Here is a 13,895-nt window from a genome sequence, read left to right as displayed (position 1 = left end):
CGCTCTGACCGGATGCCGCATCCGGCGCCGCTTCCGGAAGGCTCCCCTGCATGGCACGCTTCCTCGTTGTGCTCGACGTCGACTCCACCCTGATCGAGCAGGAGGTGATCGAACTGCTCGCCGAGGAGGCCGGGGTGCTCGACGAGGTCGCCGAGATCACGTTCCGCGCTATGAACGGCGAGCTCGACTTCGAGCAGAGCCTGCGCTCGCGCGTCGCGACGCTCGCGGGGCTCGACGCCCAGGCGATCGCCCGGGTGCGCGAGCGCGTCACCGTGACCCGCGGGGTGCCTGAGCTGGTAGCTGGCGTGCAGGCGGCCGGCGGGGCCGTCGCAGTGGTCTCGGGCGGCTTCCACGAGGTGGTCGACCCGATCGCGGCACAGCTCGGACTCGACGAGTGGCGCGCCAATCGCCTCGAGGTGGCCGACGGGCGTCTGACCGGCGCCGTGATCCCGCCCGTCGTGGATGCGGCCGCCAAGGCGCACGCGCTCGAGGAGTGGGCGACCGCGCGCGACATCCCGCTGTGCCAGACCGTCGCCATCGGCGACGGCGCCAACGACCTTGAGATGATGGCGCGCTGCGGCCTCGCGATCGGTTTCGACGCCAAGGCGCCGGTGCGCGACGAGGCGCACGTGATCCTCGACGAGCGCGACCTCGCGCTGGTGCTGCCGCTGCTGGGGCTCCCCCGGGCCTAGTGGCCCATGCCGAGTCCGCCATCCACGGGGATGACGGCTCCGGAGATGTAGCCGGCGTCGTCGGAGGCGAGCCAGGCGATCACCTTGGCCACCTCGGAGGGCTGCGCGAAGCGTCCCGCCGGAATCGATTTCTTGTACTCGGCCTGCTGGGTCTCGGGCAGCTCCGCCGTCATGTCGGTCTCGATGAAGCCCGGAGCCACGACGTTCGCCGTGATCCCGCGACCGCCGAGCTCGCGCGTGATCGACCGCGCCATGCCGACGAGGCCCGCCTTCGAGGAGGAGTAGTTCACCTGGCCGGCGCCGCCGAACAGGCCGACGACGCTCGAGACGAGAATGATGCGGCCGAAGCGGGCCTTCAGCATTCCCTTGCTGGCGCGCTTGACCACGCGGAACGCGCCGCCGAGGTTCGTGTCGACGACCTGCTCGAAGTCGTCGTCGCTCATGCGCATGAGGAGCGTGTCGCGGGTGATCCCGGCGTTCGCCACGACCACCTCGACCGGTCCGAGCTTCTCCTCCACCTCGGTGAAGGCGGCATCCAGTGCGGCGCTGTCGGTGACGTCGGCGCGCACCGTGAGCGTTCCCTCGGGGCCTTCGCCGGACCGTGCGGTGACCGCGACGCGATGGCCTTGGGCCACGAACTCCTCCGCGATGGAGCGGCCGATGCCGCGGTTGCCGCCGGTCACGAGGATGGTGCGCGTAGTCATACCTGGGAGCCTACCGAGCCGACGACGATGCCACGACGCGCGTAGGCTTGAGTCAGCCATGCGAACCCCTGCCCCCACGATCACGATGCTCCCGCCGTCGCCTGATGACGAGCGGCGCGGACGCATGATCAAGTACATGATCGCCATGGCGATCCGGGTGGTCTGCATCATCCTGTGCATCGTCGTGCCGGGCTGGTGGGTCGTGATTCCGGTGCTCGGCGCGGTGTTCTTGCCGTACTTCGCCGTGCTCATCGCCAACTCGACGACCTCGAAGTCCGGCTCGATCGAGTCGCCCGGCGGAGTCGTGGTGCGCGTCGCCCCCTCGACGAACGAGTCGGCGTGATCGGCTTCGGTGAGACCGCGGTCCGGTGCTCGGCATCCGGGTGCAGCGCCCCGGCGGCGTGGCGCGTGAACTGGCGCAATCCGCGGATTCACAGCGCCGACCGCGTGAAGGTCTGGCTGGCCTGCGAGTCCCACCGCGGCACGCTCGACGACTATCTGACGACCCGGGGGTTTCCGACCCTGGTGACCGCACTCGATGACGTGCCCGAGCTCGTGCCGGACCGTGCGTGAGTGAGGCGAAGCGGCCCTCCGCTCCCACGGGAGTGCAGCGCTGGGGCGGATATGTTGCGTTCGTGGTCGTCTTCGCGATCGCCTGCGGGCTGCTGTCGTGGTGGCAGTGGGCGCGCCGCGACGAGGCGGTCGGCGAGATCGTGCGCGTCGAGACCAACTACGACGCGCCTGCCGAGGCCGTCGAGCGGGTGCTGCCGACGCTCGACACCGCCGACGAGGAGCTCGAGTGGCTGCCGGTCGTGCTGCGTGGCGAGTACCTCTCCGAGTACGAGCTGCTCGTGCGCAACCGTGTCCGCGACGGACTGCCCGGATTCGAGGTGCTGGTGCCGTTCCAGCTCGAGAGCGGCGATGTCGTCATCGTCGACCGGGGCTGGGTCCCGCTCGCGGCAACCGGCTCGCTCCCGGAGACCGTCCCGGCGGCGCCGAGCGGCGAGGTCGAGGTGATCGCACGACTTCAGCTCGGCGAGCCCGAGATCCCCGGCCGCAGCGCCCCCGACGGGCAGATCGCGACGATCGAGCTGCCGGCGATCGACGACCTCGTGCCGGCCTCGGTCTACACCGGGATGTACGGCCTGCTCGCCAGCGAAGACCCGGCACCGACGGAGACGCCCGCGCTGGCCGTCAAGCCGGAGGCCGACGAGGGCCCGCACGCCTCGTACGCGCTGCAGTGGATCCTGTTCGGCATCATCGCGATCGTCGGACTGGTGTGGGCCTACCGGCGGGAGCGCCGCATCGCCGCGCTCCCGGTCGAGGAGCAGGCCGCGGCCCGCGCCGCGCGGCCCCGCTCGGCGGATGCCGAGGAAGAGGACGCGATTCTCGACCGGCTGTAGCGCGCTCGCTCGGGCCTCAGGCCAGCGAGATGAGCTCGGCGTAGTCCGGCGTCCAGTGGTCCTCGACCCCGTCGGGCAGGATCAGCACGCGTTCCGGGTTGAGAGCCTCCACGGCTCCCTCATCGTGGCTGACGAGCACCACGGCGCCGGTGTAGCCCGCGAGAGCGCCGAGGATCTCTTCACGGCTCGCCGGGTCGAGGTTGTTGGTCGGCTCGTCGAGCAGCAGCACATTCGCGCCGCTCACGACGATCATCGCGAGCGCGAGACGGGTCTTCTCGCCACCCGACAGCACCCCAGCGAGCTTGTGCCCGTCGTCGCCGGTGAACAGGAACGAGCCGAGGACCTTGCGCGCCTCGGTCTCGGTGAGGTTGGGGCTGGCGGCGACCATGTTCTGCAGCACGGTGCGCTTCACGTCGATGGTCTCGTGCTCCTGCGCGTAGTAGCCGATCCGCAGCCCGTGCCCCGGCTCGACCTGTCCGGTGTCCGGCTTGTCGACGCCCGCCAGAATGCGCAGCAGCGTCGTCTTTCCCGCACCGTTGAGGCCGAGCACGACGACCTTCGAGCCACGATCGATCGCCAGGTCGACGGCGGTGAAGATCTCCAGGGAGCCGTAGCTCTTGCTGAGCCCGCTGGCGGCCAGCGGCGTCTTTCCGCACGCGGCCGGGTCCGGGAAGCGCAGCTTGGCGACGCGGTCGGCGGCGCGGACCTCGTCGAGGCCGGAGAGCATCTTCTCGGCGCGCGCGACCATCTGGTGCGCGGCCGCCGCCTTGGAGGCCTTGGCCCCGAAGCGCGCGGCCTGCAGCTGCAGCGCGGTCGCCTTCTTCTCGACGTTGGCGCGCTCCTTCTTGCGGCGGTCCTCGTCGGCCTCGCGCTGGCGCAGGTAGTGCTTCCAGCCCATGTTGTAGACGTCGATGACCTGCCGGTTCGCGTCGAGGTAGAAGACCTTGTTGACGACCTCCTCGACCAGATCGACATCGTGGCTGATCACGATCACCCCGCCCTGGTACTGCTTCAGGAACTCGCGGAGCCACACGACGCTGTCGGCGTCGAGGTGGTTCGTCGGCTCGTCGAGGATCATGGTGTCGGCGCCGGAGAACAGGATTCGCGCGAGCTCGATGCGGCGGCGCTGACCGCCGGAGAGCGTCTTGAGCTGCTGGTCGAGGATGCGGTCCGGGAGCGCCAGGTTCGAGGCGATCGCGGCGGCCTCCGCTTCGGCCGCGTAGCCGCCCAGGGCGAGGAAGCGATCCTCGAGCTTCGCGTAGCGAGACATCGCGGCGTCGCTGATGGCGGCATCCGGGCTCGCCATGTCGACCGTCGCCTGCTGGATTCCGATCACCAGACTGCCGAGGCCTCGCGCATCGAGGATGCGGGTGCGGGCGGTCTGCTCGGGGTCGCCCGAGCGCGGGTCCTGCGGCAGGTAGCCGATCTCGCCGTGGCGATCGATCCTGCCGCCGCTCGGCACGGTCTCCCCCGCGAGCGTCTTGGTGAGGGTCGTCTTGCCCGCCCCGTTGCGACCGACCAGCCCGATCTTGTCGCCCTTGTCGACTCGGAAGGTCACCTCCTCCATGAGGAGGCGGGCCCCCACACGGATTTCGAGGTCTTGCACGGCGAGCACTGTGACGTTCCGTTTCTTCGGGAGGTTTTCGACAAGAGGCTGGAAGAGCCAGCCCGCTAGTCTAACCAGTGAGGCGCCCGCCTTACTTCCACCGACGAACGCCAAGGAATTCGATATGACGTCTCTCGTCCCTGCCGCCCCGCGCATCGTCCTCGCGGACCGCCTCGTGTCGCGCACGCTAACCACCGACGTGGTGCTCGTCGCCGCCGGTGCCGCGCTCACCGCGATCCTCGCCCAGGTCTCGATTCCGATGTTCCCGGTGCCGATCACCGGTCAGACGCTCGCCGTGCTCCTCGTCGGCGCCACGCTCGGCGCGGTCCGCGGCGCCTCCTCGCTCGCGCTGTACGCCGTCCTCGGCCTCGTCGGACTGCCGGTGTACGCGCCGCAGGCCGACGGCAGCCACCTGACCGGCTTCCTCGCGCTGGCCGCCCCCAGCTTCGGCTATATCGTCGGATTCGTGTTCGCGGCCGCGGTCGTCGGCTGGCTCTCGGAGCGCACCTGGGACCGCAAGTTCTTCAAGGCCCTGGCGACCTTCGTCGGCGGCTCGGTCGTCGTGTTCGCGTTCGGCCTTCCGTGGCTCGCGTTCGTGCTCGGTGCGAACCTCACCCAGACGCTCGAGTGGGGTCTGTACCCGTTCATCATCGGCGGCGTCATCAAGGCGGCGATCGCCGCGGCGCTGCTGCCCGCTGCCTGGTGGGGCGCCGACAAGCTCGCCGAGCGCCGCGCAAACGACGCCGCGTAGCGCTTCGTCCACGCGAAAGGGCCCCGGAGAAATCCGGGGCCCTTTCGCGTTGCGGGCTGTCAGGTGCTGAAGCCGATCCGCCTGTCGGCGGCGCGATCGGCACTGACAGCCCACCGGGCTGTCAGATGCTGAAGCCGATCGCGCGCATCATGTCTCGACCGTCGTCGGTGATGCGCTCCGGGCCCCACGGCGGCATCCAGACCCAGTTGATGCGGAAGCGCTCGACGATGCCGTCGAGCGACTGGCCGATCTGCTCCTCGATGACGTCCGTCAGCGGGCAGCCAGCCGAGGTGAGCGTCATCGAGATCACGAGCGCGTCGTTCTCGTCATCCCAAGCGAGATCGTAGATCAGACCGAGGTCGACGATATTGACACCCAGCTCGGGGTCGATGACGTCCTTGAGTCCCTCTTCGACCTGGTCGAAGAGCTTCGGTTCGAGGGCGGTAGGCATGGCTTCAGGCTACGCGGTTCGTCGGGAAAACGCCGAGAGACACCTGATCAGGCCTCGACGAGGTAGCGGTCGTAGCCCTCTTCCTCGAGACGCTCGGCCAGCTCGGGTCCGCCCTCCTCGGCGACCCTGCCGTCGACGAAGACGTGCACGAAGTCGGGCTTGATGTAGCGCAGGATCCGCGTGTAGTGCGTGATGAGCAGGATGCCGAGGCCGGTCGTCTCGTGGGCGCGGTTGACGCCCTCGGAGACGATCTTGAGGGCGTCGACGTCGAGACCCGAGTCGGTCTCGTCGAGCACCGCGAACTTGGGCTTGAGCAGTTCGAGCTGCAGGATCTCGTGGCGCTTCTTCTCGCCGCCCGAGAAGCCCTCGTTGACGTTGCGCGCCGCGAAGTCGCCGTCCATGCGGAGGTTCTTCATCGACTCGCGCACCGTCGTCGTCCAGCCGCGGATCGCCGGCGCCTCGCCGTCAATCGCGGTCTTGGCCGTCCGCAGGAAGTTCGAAACGGTCACGCCGGGGATCTCGACCGGGTACTGCATGGCGAGGAACAGTCCGACGCGGGCGCGCTCGTCGACGCTCATCGCGAGGACGTCTTCGCCGTCGAAGGTGATCGTGCCGCCATCGACGTTGTAGCGGGGGTGGCCGGCGATCGTGTACGCCAGCGTGGACTTGCCGGAGCCGTTGGGGCCCATGACGGCGTGGATCTCACCGGAGTTGATGGTGAGGTCGACGCCCTTGAGGATGGGCTTCTTGCCGGCATCGGTGTCGATGCTGACCTGGAGGTCGCGGATCTCGAGAGTGCTCATGTGTGGGTTCCTTGCTTCAGACCGCGAGCCGCTGGCTCGCGTCGATGTAGACGTCGCCGTCGATGACCTCGACAGCGAAAACGGGAACCGGCTCGTAGGCCGGAAGGGTGAGGGGCTTGCCGGTGGTCAGCTCGAACTTCGAGCCGTGGGCCCAGCATTCGAGGGTGTCGTCTTCAACGAACCCTTCGGAGAGCGAGATGTCGCCGTGCGTGCAGGTGTCACCGAGCGCGTGGACGGCACCCGCGGAGTCCATCACCACGGCGATGGCGACGCCGTCGACGACGACCTTCTTGGCGGTGCTCGGCGAGAGTTCGCTCACCGGGCAGACCTTCGTTGCGCTCACGCGGCACCCTCCAACTCGTTCTCGAGGGCCTCGATGAGCCGCGACTCGAGCGCCGGTTCTCCGATCTTCTGCACGACCTCCACGAGGAAGCCGAGCACGACGAGTCGGCGGGCCTCCTTCTCGGTGATGCCGCGCGACTGCAGGTAGAACAGGTGCTCGTCGTCGAACCGGCCGGTGGCGCTGGCGTGACCCGCACCCGCGATGTCGCCGGTCTCGATCTCGAGGTTCGGGATCGAGTCGGCGCGGGTGCCCTCGGAGAGCACCAGGTTGCGGTTCTGCTCGTAGCTGTCGGTGCCGGTGGCGTCGCGCCCGATCAGCACGTCGCCGATCCAGACGGTGCGCGCGCCGGCGCCGTTCAGGGCGCCCTTGTAGGTCACTCGGCTCACCGTGTGCGGGGCGATGTGGTGCACGAACACCTGCTGCTCGAGGTGCTGTCCCGAATCGGCGAAGTAGACGCCGAGCGATTCGACCTCGGCGCCCTCCTCGGCGAGAGCGGTGCTGGGGTTCACCCGCACGACTCCCCCGCCGAGCGAGACGACGATGTGCTTCAGCTTGGCGTTGCGCCCGACGCGAGCGAACTGGCTCGAGAGGTGGATCGCCTCGTCGTTCCACTCCTGCAGGCTCACCACGGTGAGCTGCGCGTCGTCGCCGACGATGATCTCGACGTTCTCGCTGAGCTGGGCGGCGCCCTGGCTGTCGAGGACGATCAGGCCCGAGGACTGTGCGGCGGCCTCGATCAGCACGTGCGCGGCGCGCGGCGCCTCGCCGAGCGAGTCGCGCGTCACCGTGAGGACCTCGCCCTCGCCCGCGACCGAGATGTGCAGCGCGTGCTCGAAGGTGGACCAGGCGTTGGCGGACGCCTTGTCCTCCGGGGTTCCGGCGCTGCCGATGCGGGCGTCGTCGCGGCCGATCCACTCGACCGAGACTCCCTCCACCTCGGGGTACAGCACCGCGTACGGGCTGCCGTCGAGCTCGCCGTCGATCAGCGGACGGAGCCGCTCGACGGGTGAGAGCTTCCATTCGGCCTCGCGGCCGGTGACCGCGGGGAACGCGGTCGGGTCGGTGGAGGCGAAGCGCTCGGAGCGCGTCTGGACCGGGGCCGTGCCGGGGCCGTGCGAATGCTCCGCCAGGCCGTGCTGATTCGGCGCGACGGCCTCATCGGTGGTCGTCGTGGGAACTGCGGACATCTAGCCGACGCTGCCTTCCATGCTCATCTCGATGAGCTTGTTGAGCTCGAGTGCGTATTCCATCGGGAGTTCGCGCGCGATGGGCTCGATGAACCCGCGCACGATCATGGCCATCGCTTCATCCTCGGGGAGGCCGCGCGACTGCAGGTAGAAGAGCTGCTCCTCGCTGACCCGCGAGACGGTCGCCTCGTGGCCCAACTGAACGTCGTCGACGCGAATGTCGATGGCCGGGTAGGTGTCCGATCGCGAGATCGTGTCGACCAGGAGCGCGTCGCAGCGGACCGTGTTGGCCGAGTGGTGAGCGTTCTCGGCCACGCGAACCTCGCCGCGGTAGCCGGCGCGCCCGCCGCCTCGGGCGATGGACTTCGAGACGATCGACGACGTCGTGTACGGCGCCATGTGGATCATCTTGGCGCCTGCGTCCTGGTGCTGGCCGGGGCCGGCGAAGGCCACCGAGAGCGTCTCGCCCTTGGCGTGCTCGCCGACGAGGAAGATGCTCGGGTACTTCATCGTGACCTTGGAGCCGATGTTGCCGTCGATCCACTCCATCGTCGCGCCCTCGTGCGCGACCGCGCGCTTGGTGACGAGGTTGTAGACATTGTTCGACCAGTTCTGGATCGTCGTGTAGCGAACGCGAGCGTTCTTCTTCACGATGATCTCGACGACGGCCGAGTGCAGCGAGTCGGACTTGTAGATCGGGGCGGTGCAGCCCTCGATGTAGTGAACGTACGAGCCCTCGTCGGCGATGATCAGCGTCCGCTCGAACTGGCCCATGTTCTCCGTGTTGATGCGGAAGTAGGCCTGCAGCGGGATCTCGACGTGCACGCCCGGCGGAACGTAGACGAACGAGCCGCCCGACCAGACGGCCGTGTTGAGCGCGGCGAACTTGTTGTCGCCCGAGGGGATCACGGTGCCGAAGTACTCTTGGAAGAACTCGGGGTGCTCGCGCAGCGCGGTGTCGGTGTCCATGAAGATGACGCCCTGGGCCTCGAGGTCTTCGCGGATCTGGTGGTAGACCACCTCGGACTCGTACTGCGCGGCGACGCCGGCGACGAGGCGCGAGCGCTCCGCCTCCGGGATGCCGAGCTTCTCGTAGGTGTTGCGGATGTCCTCGGGGAGGTCCTCCCAGGACTGCGCCTGCTTCTCGGTGGAGCGCACGAAGTACTTGATGTTGTCGAAGTCGATTCCGGTGAGGTCGGCGCCCCAGGTCGGCATCGGCTTCATGCCGAAGATCTTGAGCGCCTTCAGGCGCATCTTGAGCATCCAGTCGGGCTCGTTCTTGAGCTTTGAGATCCCGGCGACCACGTCTTCCGAGAGCCCGCGCTTGGCCACCGAGCCCGCGGCGTCGGAATCCGACCACCCGAACTCGTATTGACCGAGGCTCGCAAGCTCTGGTCGGTCGATGAGCACGTCTGACATGCGTTACCTCTCTCCTGCCGAAGCGGACTGTTCTGCCCGTGTCGGTATCTCGGTCCAGGCTCGCGCGCGAATGTTCGGCGACCCGAGCGCAGCGCTGCGGTGCGCCTGAACCACTCGATCTTACAGGCACCACCTGCCCGTCCGCCGAGTGGCGCGGGGCTTGTCGCGTGTGTTCGGGCCAGATGCCCGACCTAGACTCGGATGCGCGTCGATCCCAGGCGCGGCAACGTCAGAATCGGAAGGCACTCCGCCCGTGACCCTCGGCACCTCGTCGGCTCTCCCCCTGTCCGCCCGCATCCGCGGATGGCTCCCCTCGACCGCGGACGATGTGCGCATCCGCGTGGCCGCCTGGGCCTCGTTCGTGGCGGAGGTGCTGATCATCGGCACCGGCGGTGCCGTCCGCCTCACGGGCTCCGGTCTCGGCTGCCCGACCTGGCCGACCTGCACCGCGGATTCCCTCGTCTCGACGCCCGAGATGGGCATTCACGGCATCATCGAGTTCGGCAATCGCACCCTCACCGGGCTGGTGGGCATCCTGGCACTCGCGGTGGTCGTACTGGTGTGGCGGATTCGCCGGGAGCGCCGCGACCTGTTCGTGCTGGCGCTCGTCGTCCTCGGCGGTGTCGTCGCGCAGGCGATCGTCGGCGGGATCACGGTGCTCACCGGGCTGAACCCGTTCATCGTCGGATTCCACTACGTGGCCTCGGTCGCGCTCGTCGCCGTCGCCGCCACCTTCCTGGCGCGGCGCACGCAGGCCCCCGGCCCGCGGGAGCTCGCGGTGCCGCGCTGGTACGCGCTCGTCTCGCGGATCACCGGCCTCGCGCTGGTGGTCACGATCTTCGTCGGCGTGCTGACCACCGGTGCGGGACCGCACTCCGGGGACTCGGACGCCGGCCGCAACGGCTTCGATGCGGAGCTGCTCTCGCACTTCCACTCGTGGCCCGGATACGTCCTGCTCGCGCTGACTGTCGTGCTCGCCGTCGTCGCGTGGCGCGCGAAGCTGGCCCCCGCGGGCTGGATGCTCGTCCTGCTGGCCGTGGAGGCCGTTCAGATCAGCGTCGGCCTCTACCAGGCGCGCAACGGACTTCCGGAGCTCGCGGTCGGCATCCACATGGTGCTCGCGGCTCTCGCCGCGGCGGCGTTCACGGTCGCCAGCACGCGGTTGCGTCGGCCGCGCGCCTAGCCCGCGGCGGGACGCCTAGAAGCCGATCGGCAGGTACAGCAGCGGGTCGAGGCCCACGGCGAGGAAGACGACCGTCAGGTAGCTGATCGAGGCGTGGAACACGCGCATCGGCTGCACCTCGCCGTCGCGGATCGCCCGTGAGTAGAGGCGGTGCGATTCGAGCACGAACCACGCGCCGGCGAGCGTCGCCGCCACCGCGTAGAGCGCGCCCATCGGCGCGATCGGGATGAGCAGCAGCGAGCAGGCAACCGTGGCCCACGCGTAGAGCACGATCTGGAGGCCGACCACGGTGCGGCCGCGCACGACCGCCAGCATCGGAACCGAGACGGAGGCGTAATCGGCGCGGTAGCGCATCGAGAGCGGCCAGTAGTGCGGCGGAGTCCAGAGGAACACGATGCCGAACAGGATGACCGGCGCCCAATCGAGCGAGCCGGTGACCGCAGCCCAGCCGATCAGCACGGGCATGCAGCCCGCCGCGCCGCCCCAGACGATGTTCTGCGGAGTGCGGCGCTTCAGCACCAGGGTGTAGACGAGCACGTAGAAGAGGATCGCCGCGAGCGAGAGCACGGCCGCGAGCCACGTGGTGAACACCCAGAGCCAGGCGATCGACACGACGCCGGTCACCCAGGCGAAGACGAGGGCCTCGCGGTCGCTCAGCTCCCCCGTCACGAGCGGGCGCTTCTGGGTGCGCTTCATGACGCGGTCGATGTCGCGGTCGATGTAGCAGTTGAACGCGTTGGCGCTTCCGGCCGACAGCGAGCCGCCGACGAGCGTGGCGAGCACGAGCCACAGGTTCGGGATGCCCTGGGCGGCGAGCACCATCACGGGGGCGGTCGTGACGAGCAGCAGCTCGACGACGCGCGGCTTGGTCAGCGCGACGTACGCCTTGATCTTCTGCACGACCCCGATGCGCCGCGGGTCAGCGGTCCGCTCGGCGTTCAGGGCGGACGTGTCGACGACTCCGGACATAGCTCCTCGGATGGTGTTTCGGCGGGTTCAGTCTAGGCGACGCGATCACCGCCGACCGACCCCTGCCCGATGCCGCGGGGCCGGGCGCGCTCCCACGGCCACCTCGACGCGACGATCGGAGCGATTCCCTATACTCGTAGCGTTCCCTGGCCGCGAGCCGGACTCCCCCACACATCGTGACCGTGGGTGCCGGTTGCCGCGGTGCGCCAATGATGTCGGTCGGTGGAACCTGCACTGCAGGAGCTTCCGCCTCCTGCCCGGTTATCGAAAGGTCTTTACCTCGTGGCACCACTTTCCTGGGATGAACTCGACGCGAAGGCCGTCGACACCGCTCGTATCCTCGCCGCGGACGCGGTGGAAAAGGTCGGCAACGGCCACCCGGGTACCGCGATGAGCCTCGCGCCGGCCGCGTACCTGCTGTTCCAGAAGGTCATGCGCCGCGACCCGAAGGACCACAGCTGGCTCGGCCGCGACCGATTCATCCTCTCGGCCGGTCACTCCTCCCTCACTCAGTACGTCCAGCTCTACCTGGGTGGCGAGGGCCTCGAGCTCGACGACCTCAAGGCGCTGCGCACCTGGGGCTCGAAGACGCCCGGACACCCGGAGTACGGCCACACGGACGGCGTCGAGATCACCACCGGCCCGCTCGGTCAGGGCCTCGCTTCCGCGGTCGGCTTCGCCTACGCGGCGCGCTACGAGCGCGGCCTGTTCGACCCGGAGGCGGCGGCGGGCACCAGCCCGTTCGACCACTTCGTCTACGTGGTCGCCGGTGACGGCGACATCCAGGAGGGCGTGACCGCGGAGTCGGCTCCGCTCGCCGGCCACCAGAAGCTCGGCAACCTGATCGCGATCTACGACTCGAACCAGATCTCGATCGAGGACGACACGCAGATCGCCTTCAGCGAGGATGTGGCAAAGCGCTACGAGGCCTACGGCTGGCAGGTCCTCACCGTCGACTGGAAGAAGACGGGCGAGTACGTCGAGGACGTGCACGCGCTGTACGAGGCGATCGAAGAAGCCAAGGGCGAGACCGACAAGCCGTCGCTCATCATCCTCAAGACCATCATCGGCTGGCCGAGCCCGAAGAAGCAGAACACCGGCAAGATCCACGGTTCCGCTCTCGGCGCCGATGAGCTCGCCGCCGTCAAGCAGGTGCTCGGCTTCGACCCCGAGAAGACCTTCGACGTTGCTGACGAGGTCATCGAGCACACGCGCAAGCTCGCGGAGCGCGGCGCGGCCGCCCACGCCGAGTGGCAGGTCGCGTTCGACGCCTGGGCTGCGGCGAACCCGGAGCGCAAGGAGCTGCTGGATCGGCTCGAGCGCGGTGAACTGCCGGAGGGCGTCGACGAGGCGCTGCCGAGCTTCGACGCGGGCACCGACGTGTCGACGCGTGCCGCGAGCGGGAAGGTGCTGACGGCGCTCGGCGCTGTCATCCCGGAGCTCTGGGGCGGCTCGGCCGACCTCGCCGAGTCCAACAACACCACGATCGGCGGCGCGAAGTCGTTCGTGCCGGCCGAGCACTCGACCCACGAGTGGACGGGCGACCCCTACGGTCGCGTCCTCCACTTCGGCATCCGCGAGCACGCGATGGGCTCGATCCTGAACGGCATCGTGCTGCACGGCAAGACGCGCGCCTTCGGCGGCACGTTCCTCATCTTCAGCGACTACATGCGCCCGGCGGTTCGTCTGGCCGCGCTCATGCAGGTGCCGTCGATCTTCGTCTGGACGCACGACTCCGTCGCGCTCGGTGAGGACGGCCCGACCCACCAGCCGGTCGAGCAGCTCACCACGCTGCGCGCGATCCCGGGCCTCGACGTGGTCCGCCCCGCGGACGCCAACGAGGTGGGCATTGCCTGGAAGACGATCCTGGAGCGCCGCAGTGCGCCCGCGGGCATCGTCCTCAGCCGTCAGAACCTGCCCGTGTTCGAGCGCGGGGCCGCCGAGGCGGCCGGCGAGACCTTCGCGTCGGCGGAGCTGGTCAGCAAGGGCGCGTACATCCTGGCGGAGGCTCCGAACGGCACGCCTGACGTGATCCTCCTGGCCTCGGGCTCCGAGGTGCAGTTCGCCGTCGAGGCGCGCGCCGCACTCGCTCAGGAGGGCATCCAGGCGCGCGTCGTCTCGGTGCCGTGCCAGGAGTGGTTCGCCGAGCAGAGCGCGGAGTACCGCGAGTCGGTGCTGCCGGCGAGCATCCAGGCGCGCGTGTCGGTCGAGGCCGGCCTCGCGCTCACCTGGGCGCCGTTCCTCGGCGATGCCGGCCGTTCGGTCTCGATCGAGCACTTCGGCGCCTCGGCCGACTACAAGACCCTCTACCGGGAGTTCGGCATCACCACGGAGGCGACCGTCGCGGCCGCCAAGGAGTCGCTCGCCGCCGCGAGCAACTGACA

At 69.0% G+C, this 13,895-nt stretch carries 15 protein-coding genes; 7 read left to right on the top strand and 8 right to left on the bottom strand.

The features are described from left to right. Window positions 1-50: 50 nt before the first annotated feature. Window positions 51-692, top strand: coding sequence for a phosphoserine phosphatase SerB (gene serB / locus ACR3ZA_RS02025; RefSeq protein ID WP_473659643.1), 642 nt, complete (start codon window positions 51-53; stop codon window positions 690-692). Here serB and ACR3ZA_RS02020 read toward each other — a convergent pair. Then, on the bottom strand, window positions 689-1,396 hold the full coding sequence (locus tag ACR3ZA_RS02020; RefSeq protein ID WP_473659641.1) for a 3-oxoacyl-ACP reductase FabG: 708 nt from the start codon (window positions 1,394-1,396) through the stop codon (window positions 689-691). The genes serB and ACR3ZA_RS02020 overlap by 4 nt on opposite strands. 58 nt (window positions 1,397-1,454) lie before the next feature. Here ACR3ZA_RS02020 and ACR3ZA_RS02015 point away from each other — a divergent pair, with 58 nt between their 5' ends. The 3 genes from ACR3ZA_RS02015 to ACR3ZA_RS02005 all read left to right on the top strand — a co-directional run bounded on the left by ACR3ZA_RS02015 (window position 1,455) and on the right by ACR3ZA_RS02005 (window position 2,799). Beyond that, entirely contained in the window at window positions 1,455-1,739 is a 285-nt protein-coding gene (locus ACR3ZA_RS02015) for a DUF3099 domain-containing protein (protein ID WP_473659639.1), read from the top strand. A gap of 65 nt (window positions 1,740-1,804) precedes the next feature. Next, window positions 1,805-1,969, top strand: coding sequence for a hypothetical protein (locus ACR3ZA_RS02010; RefSeq protein WP_473659637.1), 165 nt, complete (start codon window positions 1,805-1,807; stop codon window positions 1,967-1,969). Continuing rightward, on the top strand, window positions 1,966-2,799 hold the full coding sequence (locus ACR3ZA_RS02005) for an SURF1 family cytochrome oxidase biogenesis protein (protein ID WP_473659634.1): 834 nt from the start codon (window positions 1,966-1,968) through the stop codon (window positions 2,797-2,799). Before ACR3ZA_RS02010 ends, ACR3ZA_RS02005 begins: the two co-directional genes overlap by 4 nt. 16 nt (window positions 2,800-2,815) lie before the next feature. Here ACR3ZA_RS02005 and ACR3ZA_RS02000 read toward each other — a convergent pair whose 3' ends face one another. Continuing rightward, a complete protein-coding gene (locus ACR3ZA_RS02000; RefSeq protein ID WP_473659632.1) occupies window positions 2,816-4,414 on the bottom strand; it encodes an ATP-binding cassette domain-containing protein in 1,599 nt (532 codons plus the stop codon). Window positions 4,415-4,529: 115 nt separating this feature from the next. Here ACR3ZA_RS02000 and ACR3ZA_RS01995 point away from each other — a divergent pair, with 115 nt between their 5' ends. Then, on the top strand, window positions 4,530-5,156 hold the full coding sequence (locus ACR3ZA_RS01995; protein ID WP_473659630.1) for a biotin transporter BioY: 627 nt from the start codon (window positions 4,530-4,532) through the stop codon (window positions 5,154-5,156). A 121-nt stretch (window positions 5,157-5,277) separates the two neighbouring features. Here ACR3ZA_RS01995 and ACR3ZA_RS01990 read toward each other — a convergent pair whose 3' ends face one another. From ACR3ZA_RS01990 to sufB, 5 genes are read right to left on the bottom strand one after another with little or no spacing between them, the layout of a single operon-like run. Further along, a complete protein-coding gene (locus ACR3ZA_RS01990) occupies window positions 5,278-5,607 on the bottom strand; it encodes a metal-sulfur cluster assembly factor (RefSeq protein WP_294179029.1) in 330 nt (109 codons plus the stop codon). Between the two features lie 47 nt (window positions 5,608-5,654). After that, window positions 5,655-6,410, bottom strand: a complete 756-nt coding sequence (gene sufC / locus ACR3ZA_RS01985) for a Fe-S cluster assembly ATPase SufC (protein ID WP_473659628.1) — start codon at window positions 6,408-6,410, stop codon at window positions 5,655-5,657. A 16-nt stretch (window positions 6,411-6,426) separates the two neighbouring features. Beyond that, window positions 6,427-6,753 (bottom strand): Rieske 2Fe-2S domain-containing protein, encoded by a 327-nt coding sequence (locus tag ACR3ZA_RS01980; RefSeq protein ID WP_473659626.1) that lies wholly within the window; start codon window positions 6,751-6,753, stop codon window positions 6,427-6,429. Then, on the bottom strand, window positions 6,750-7,940 hold the full coding sequence (gene sufD, locus ACR3ZA_RS01975; RefSeq protein ID WP_473659625.1) for a Fe-S cluster assembly protein SufD: 1,191 nt from the start codon (window positions 7,938-7,940) through the stop codon (window positions 6,750-6,752). Before sufD ends, ACR3ZA_RS01980 begins: the two co-directional genes overlap by 4 nt. After that, a complete protein-coding gene (gene sufB / locus ACR3ZA_RS01970) occupies window positions 7,941-9,359 on the bottom strand; it encodes a Fe-S cluster assembly protein SufB (RefSeq protein ID WP_473659623.1) in 1,419 nt (472 codons plus the stop codon). A gap of 253 nt (window positions 9,360-9,612) precedes the next feature. On the opposite strand from sufB, the gene ACR3ZA_RS01965 reads away from it, so the two are divergent. Continuing rightward, window positions 9,613-10,542 carry a COX15/CtaA family protein gene (locus ACR3ZA_RS01965; protein ID WP_473659621.1) on the top strand — a complete coding sequence of 310 codons (930 nt, stop codon included), beginning with the start codon at window positions 9,613-9,615 and terminating at the stop codon, window positions 10,540-10,542. A gap of 15 nt (window positions 10,543-10,557) precedes the next feature. Here the strand turns inward: ACR3ZA_RS01965 and ACR3ZA_RS01960 are convergent, their stop codons facing one another. Beyond that, on the bottom strand, window positions 10,558-11,511 hold the full coding sequence (locus ACR3ZA_RS01960; RefSeq protein ID WP_473659618.1) for a heme o synthase: 954 nt from the start codon (window positions 11,509-11,511) through the stop codon (window positions 10,558-10,560). 282 nt (window positions 11,512-11,793) lie between these two features. Between ACR3ZA_RS01960 and tkt the strand changes: the two genes are divergently transcribed. Next, a complete protein-coding gene (gene tkt, locus ACR3ZA_RS01955) occupies window positions 11,794-13,893 on the top strand; it encodes a transketolase (RefSeq protein ID WP_473659616.1) in 2,100 nt (699 codons plus the stop codon). Window positions 13,894-13,895: the final 2 nt, after the last annotated feature.

This window comes from Herbiconiux sp. J20-20, assembly GCF_057365085.1.
Note: the sequence above shows the minus strand (reverse complement) of the source record. Positions and strands in the feature narration are given on the sequence as shown.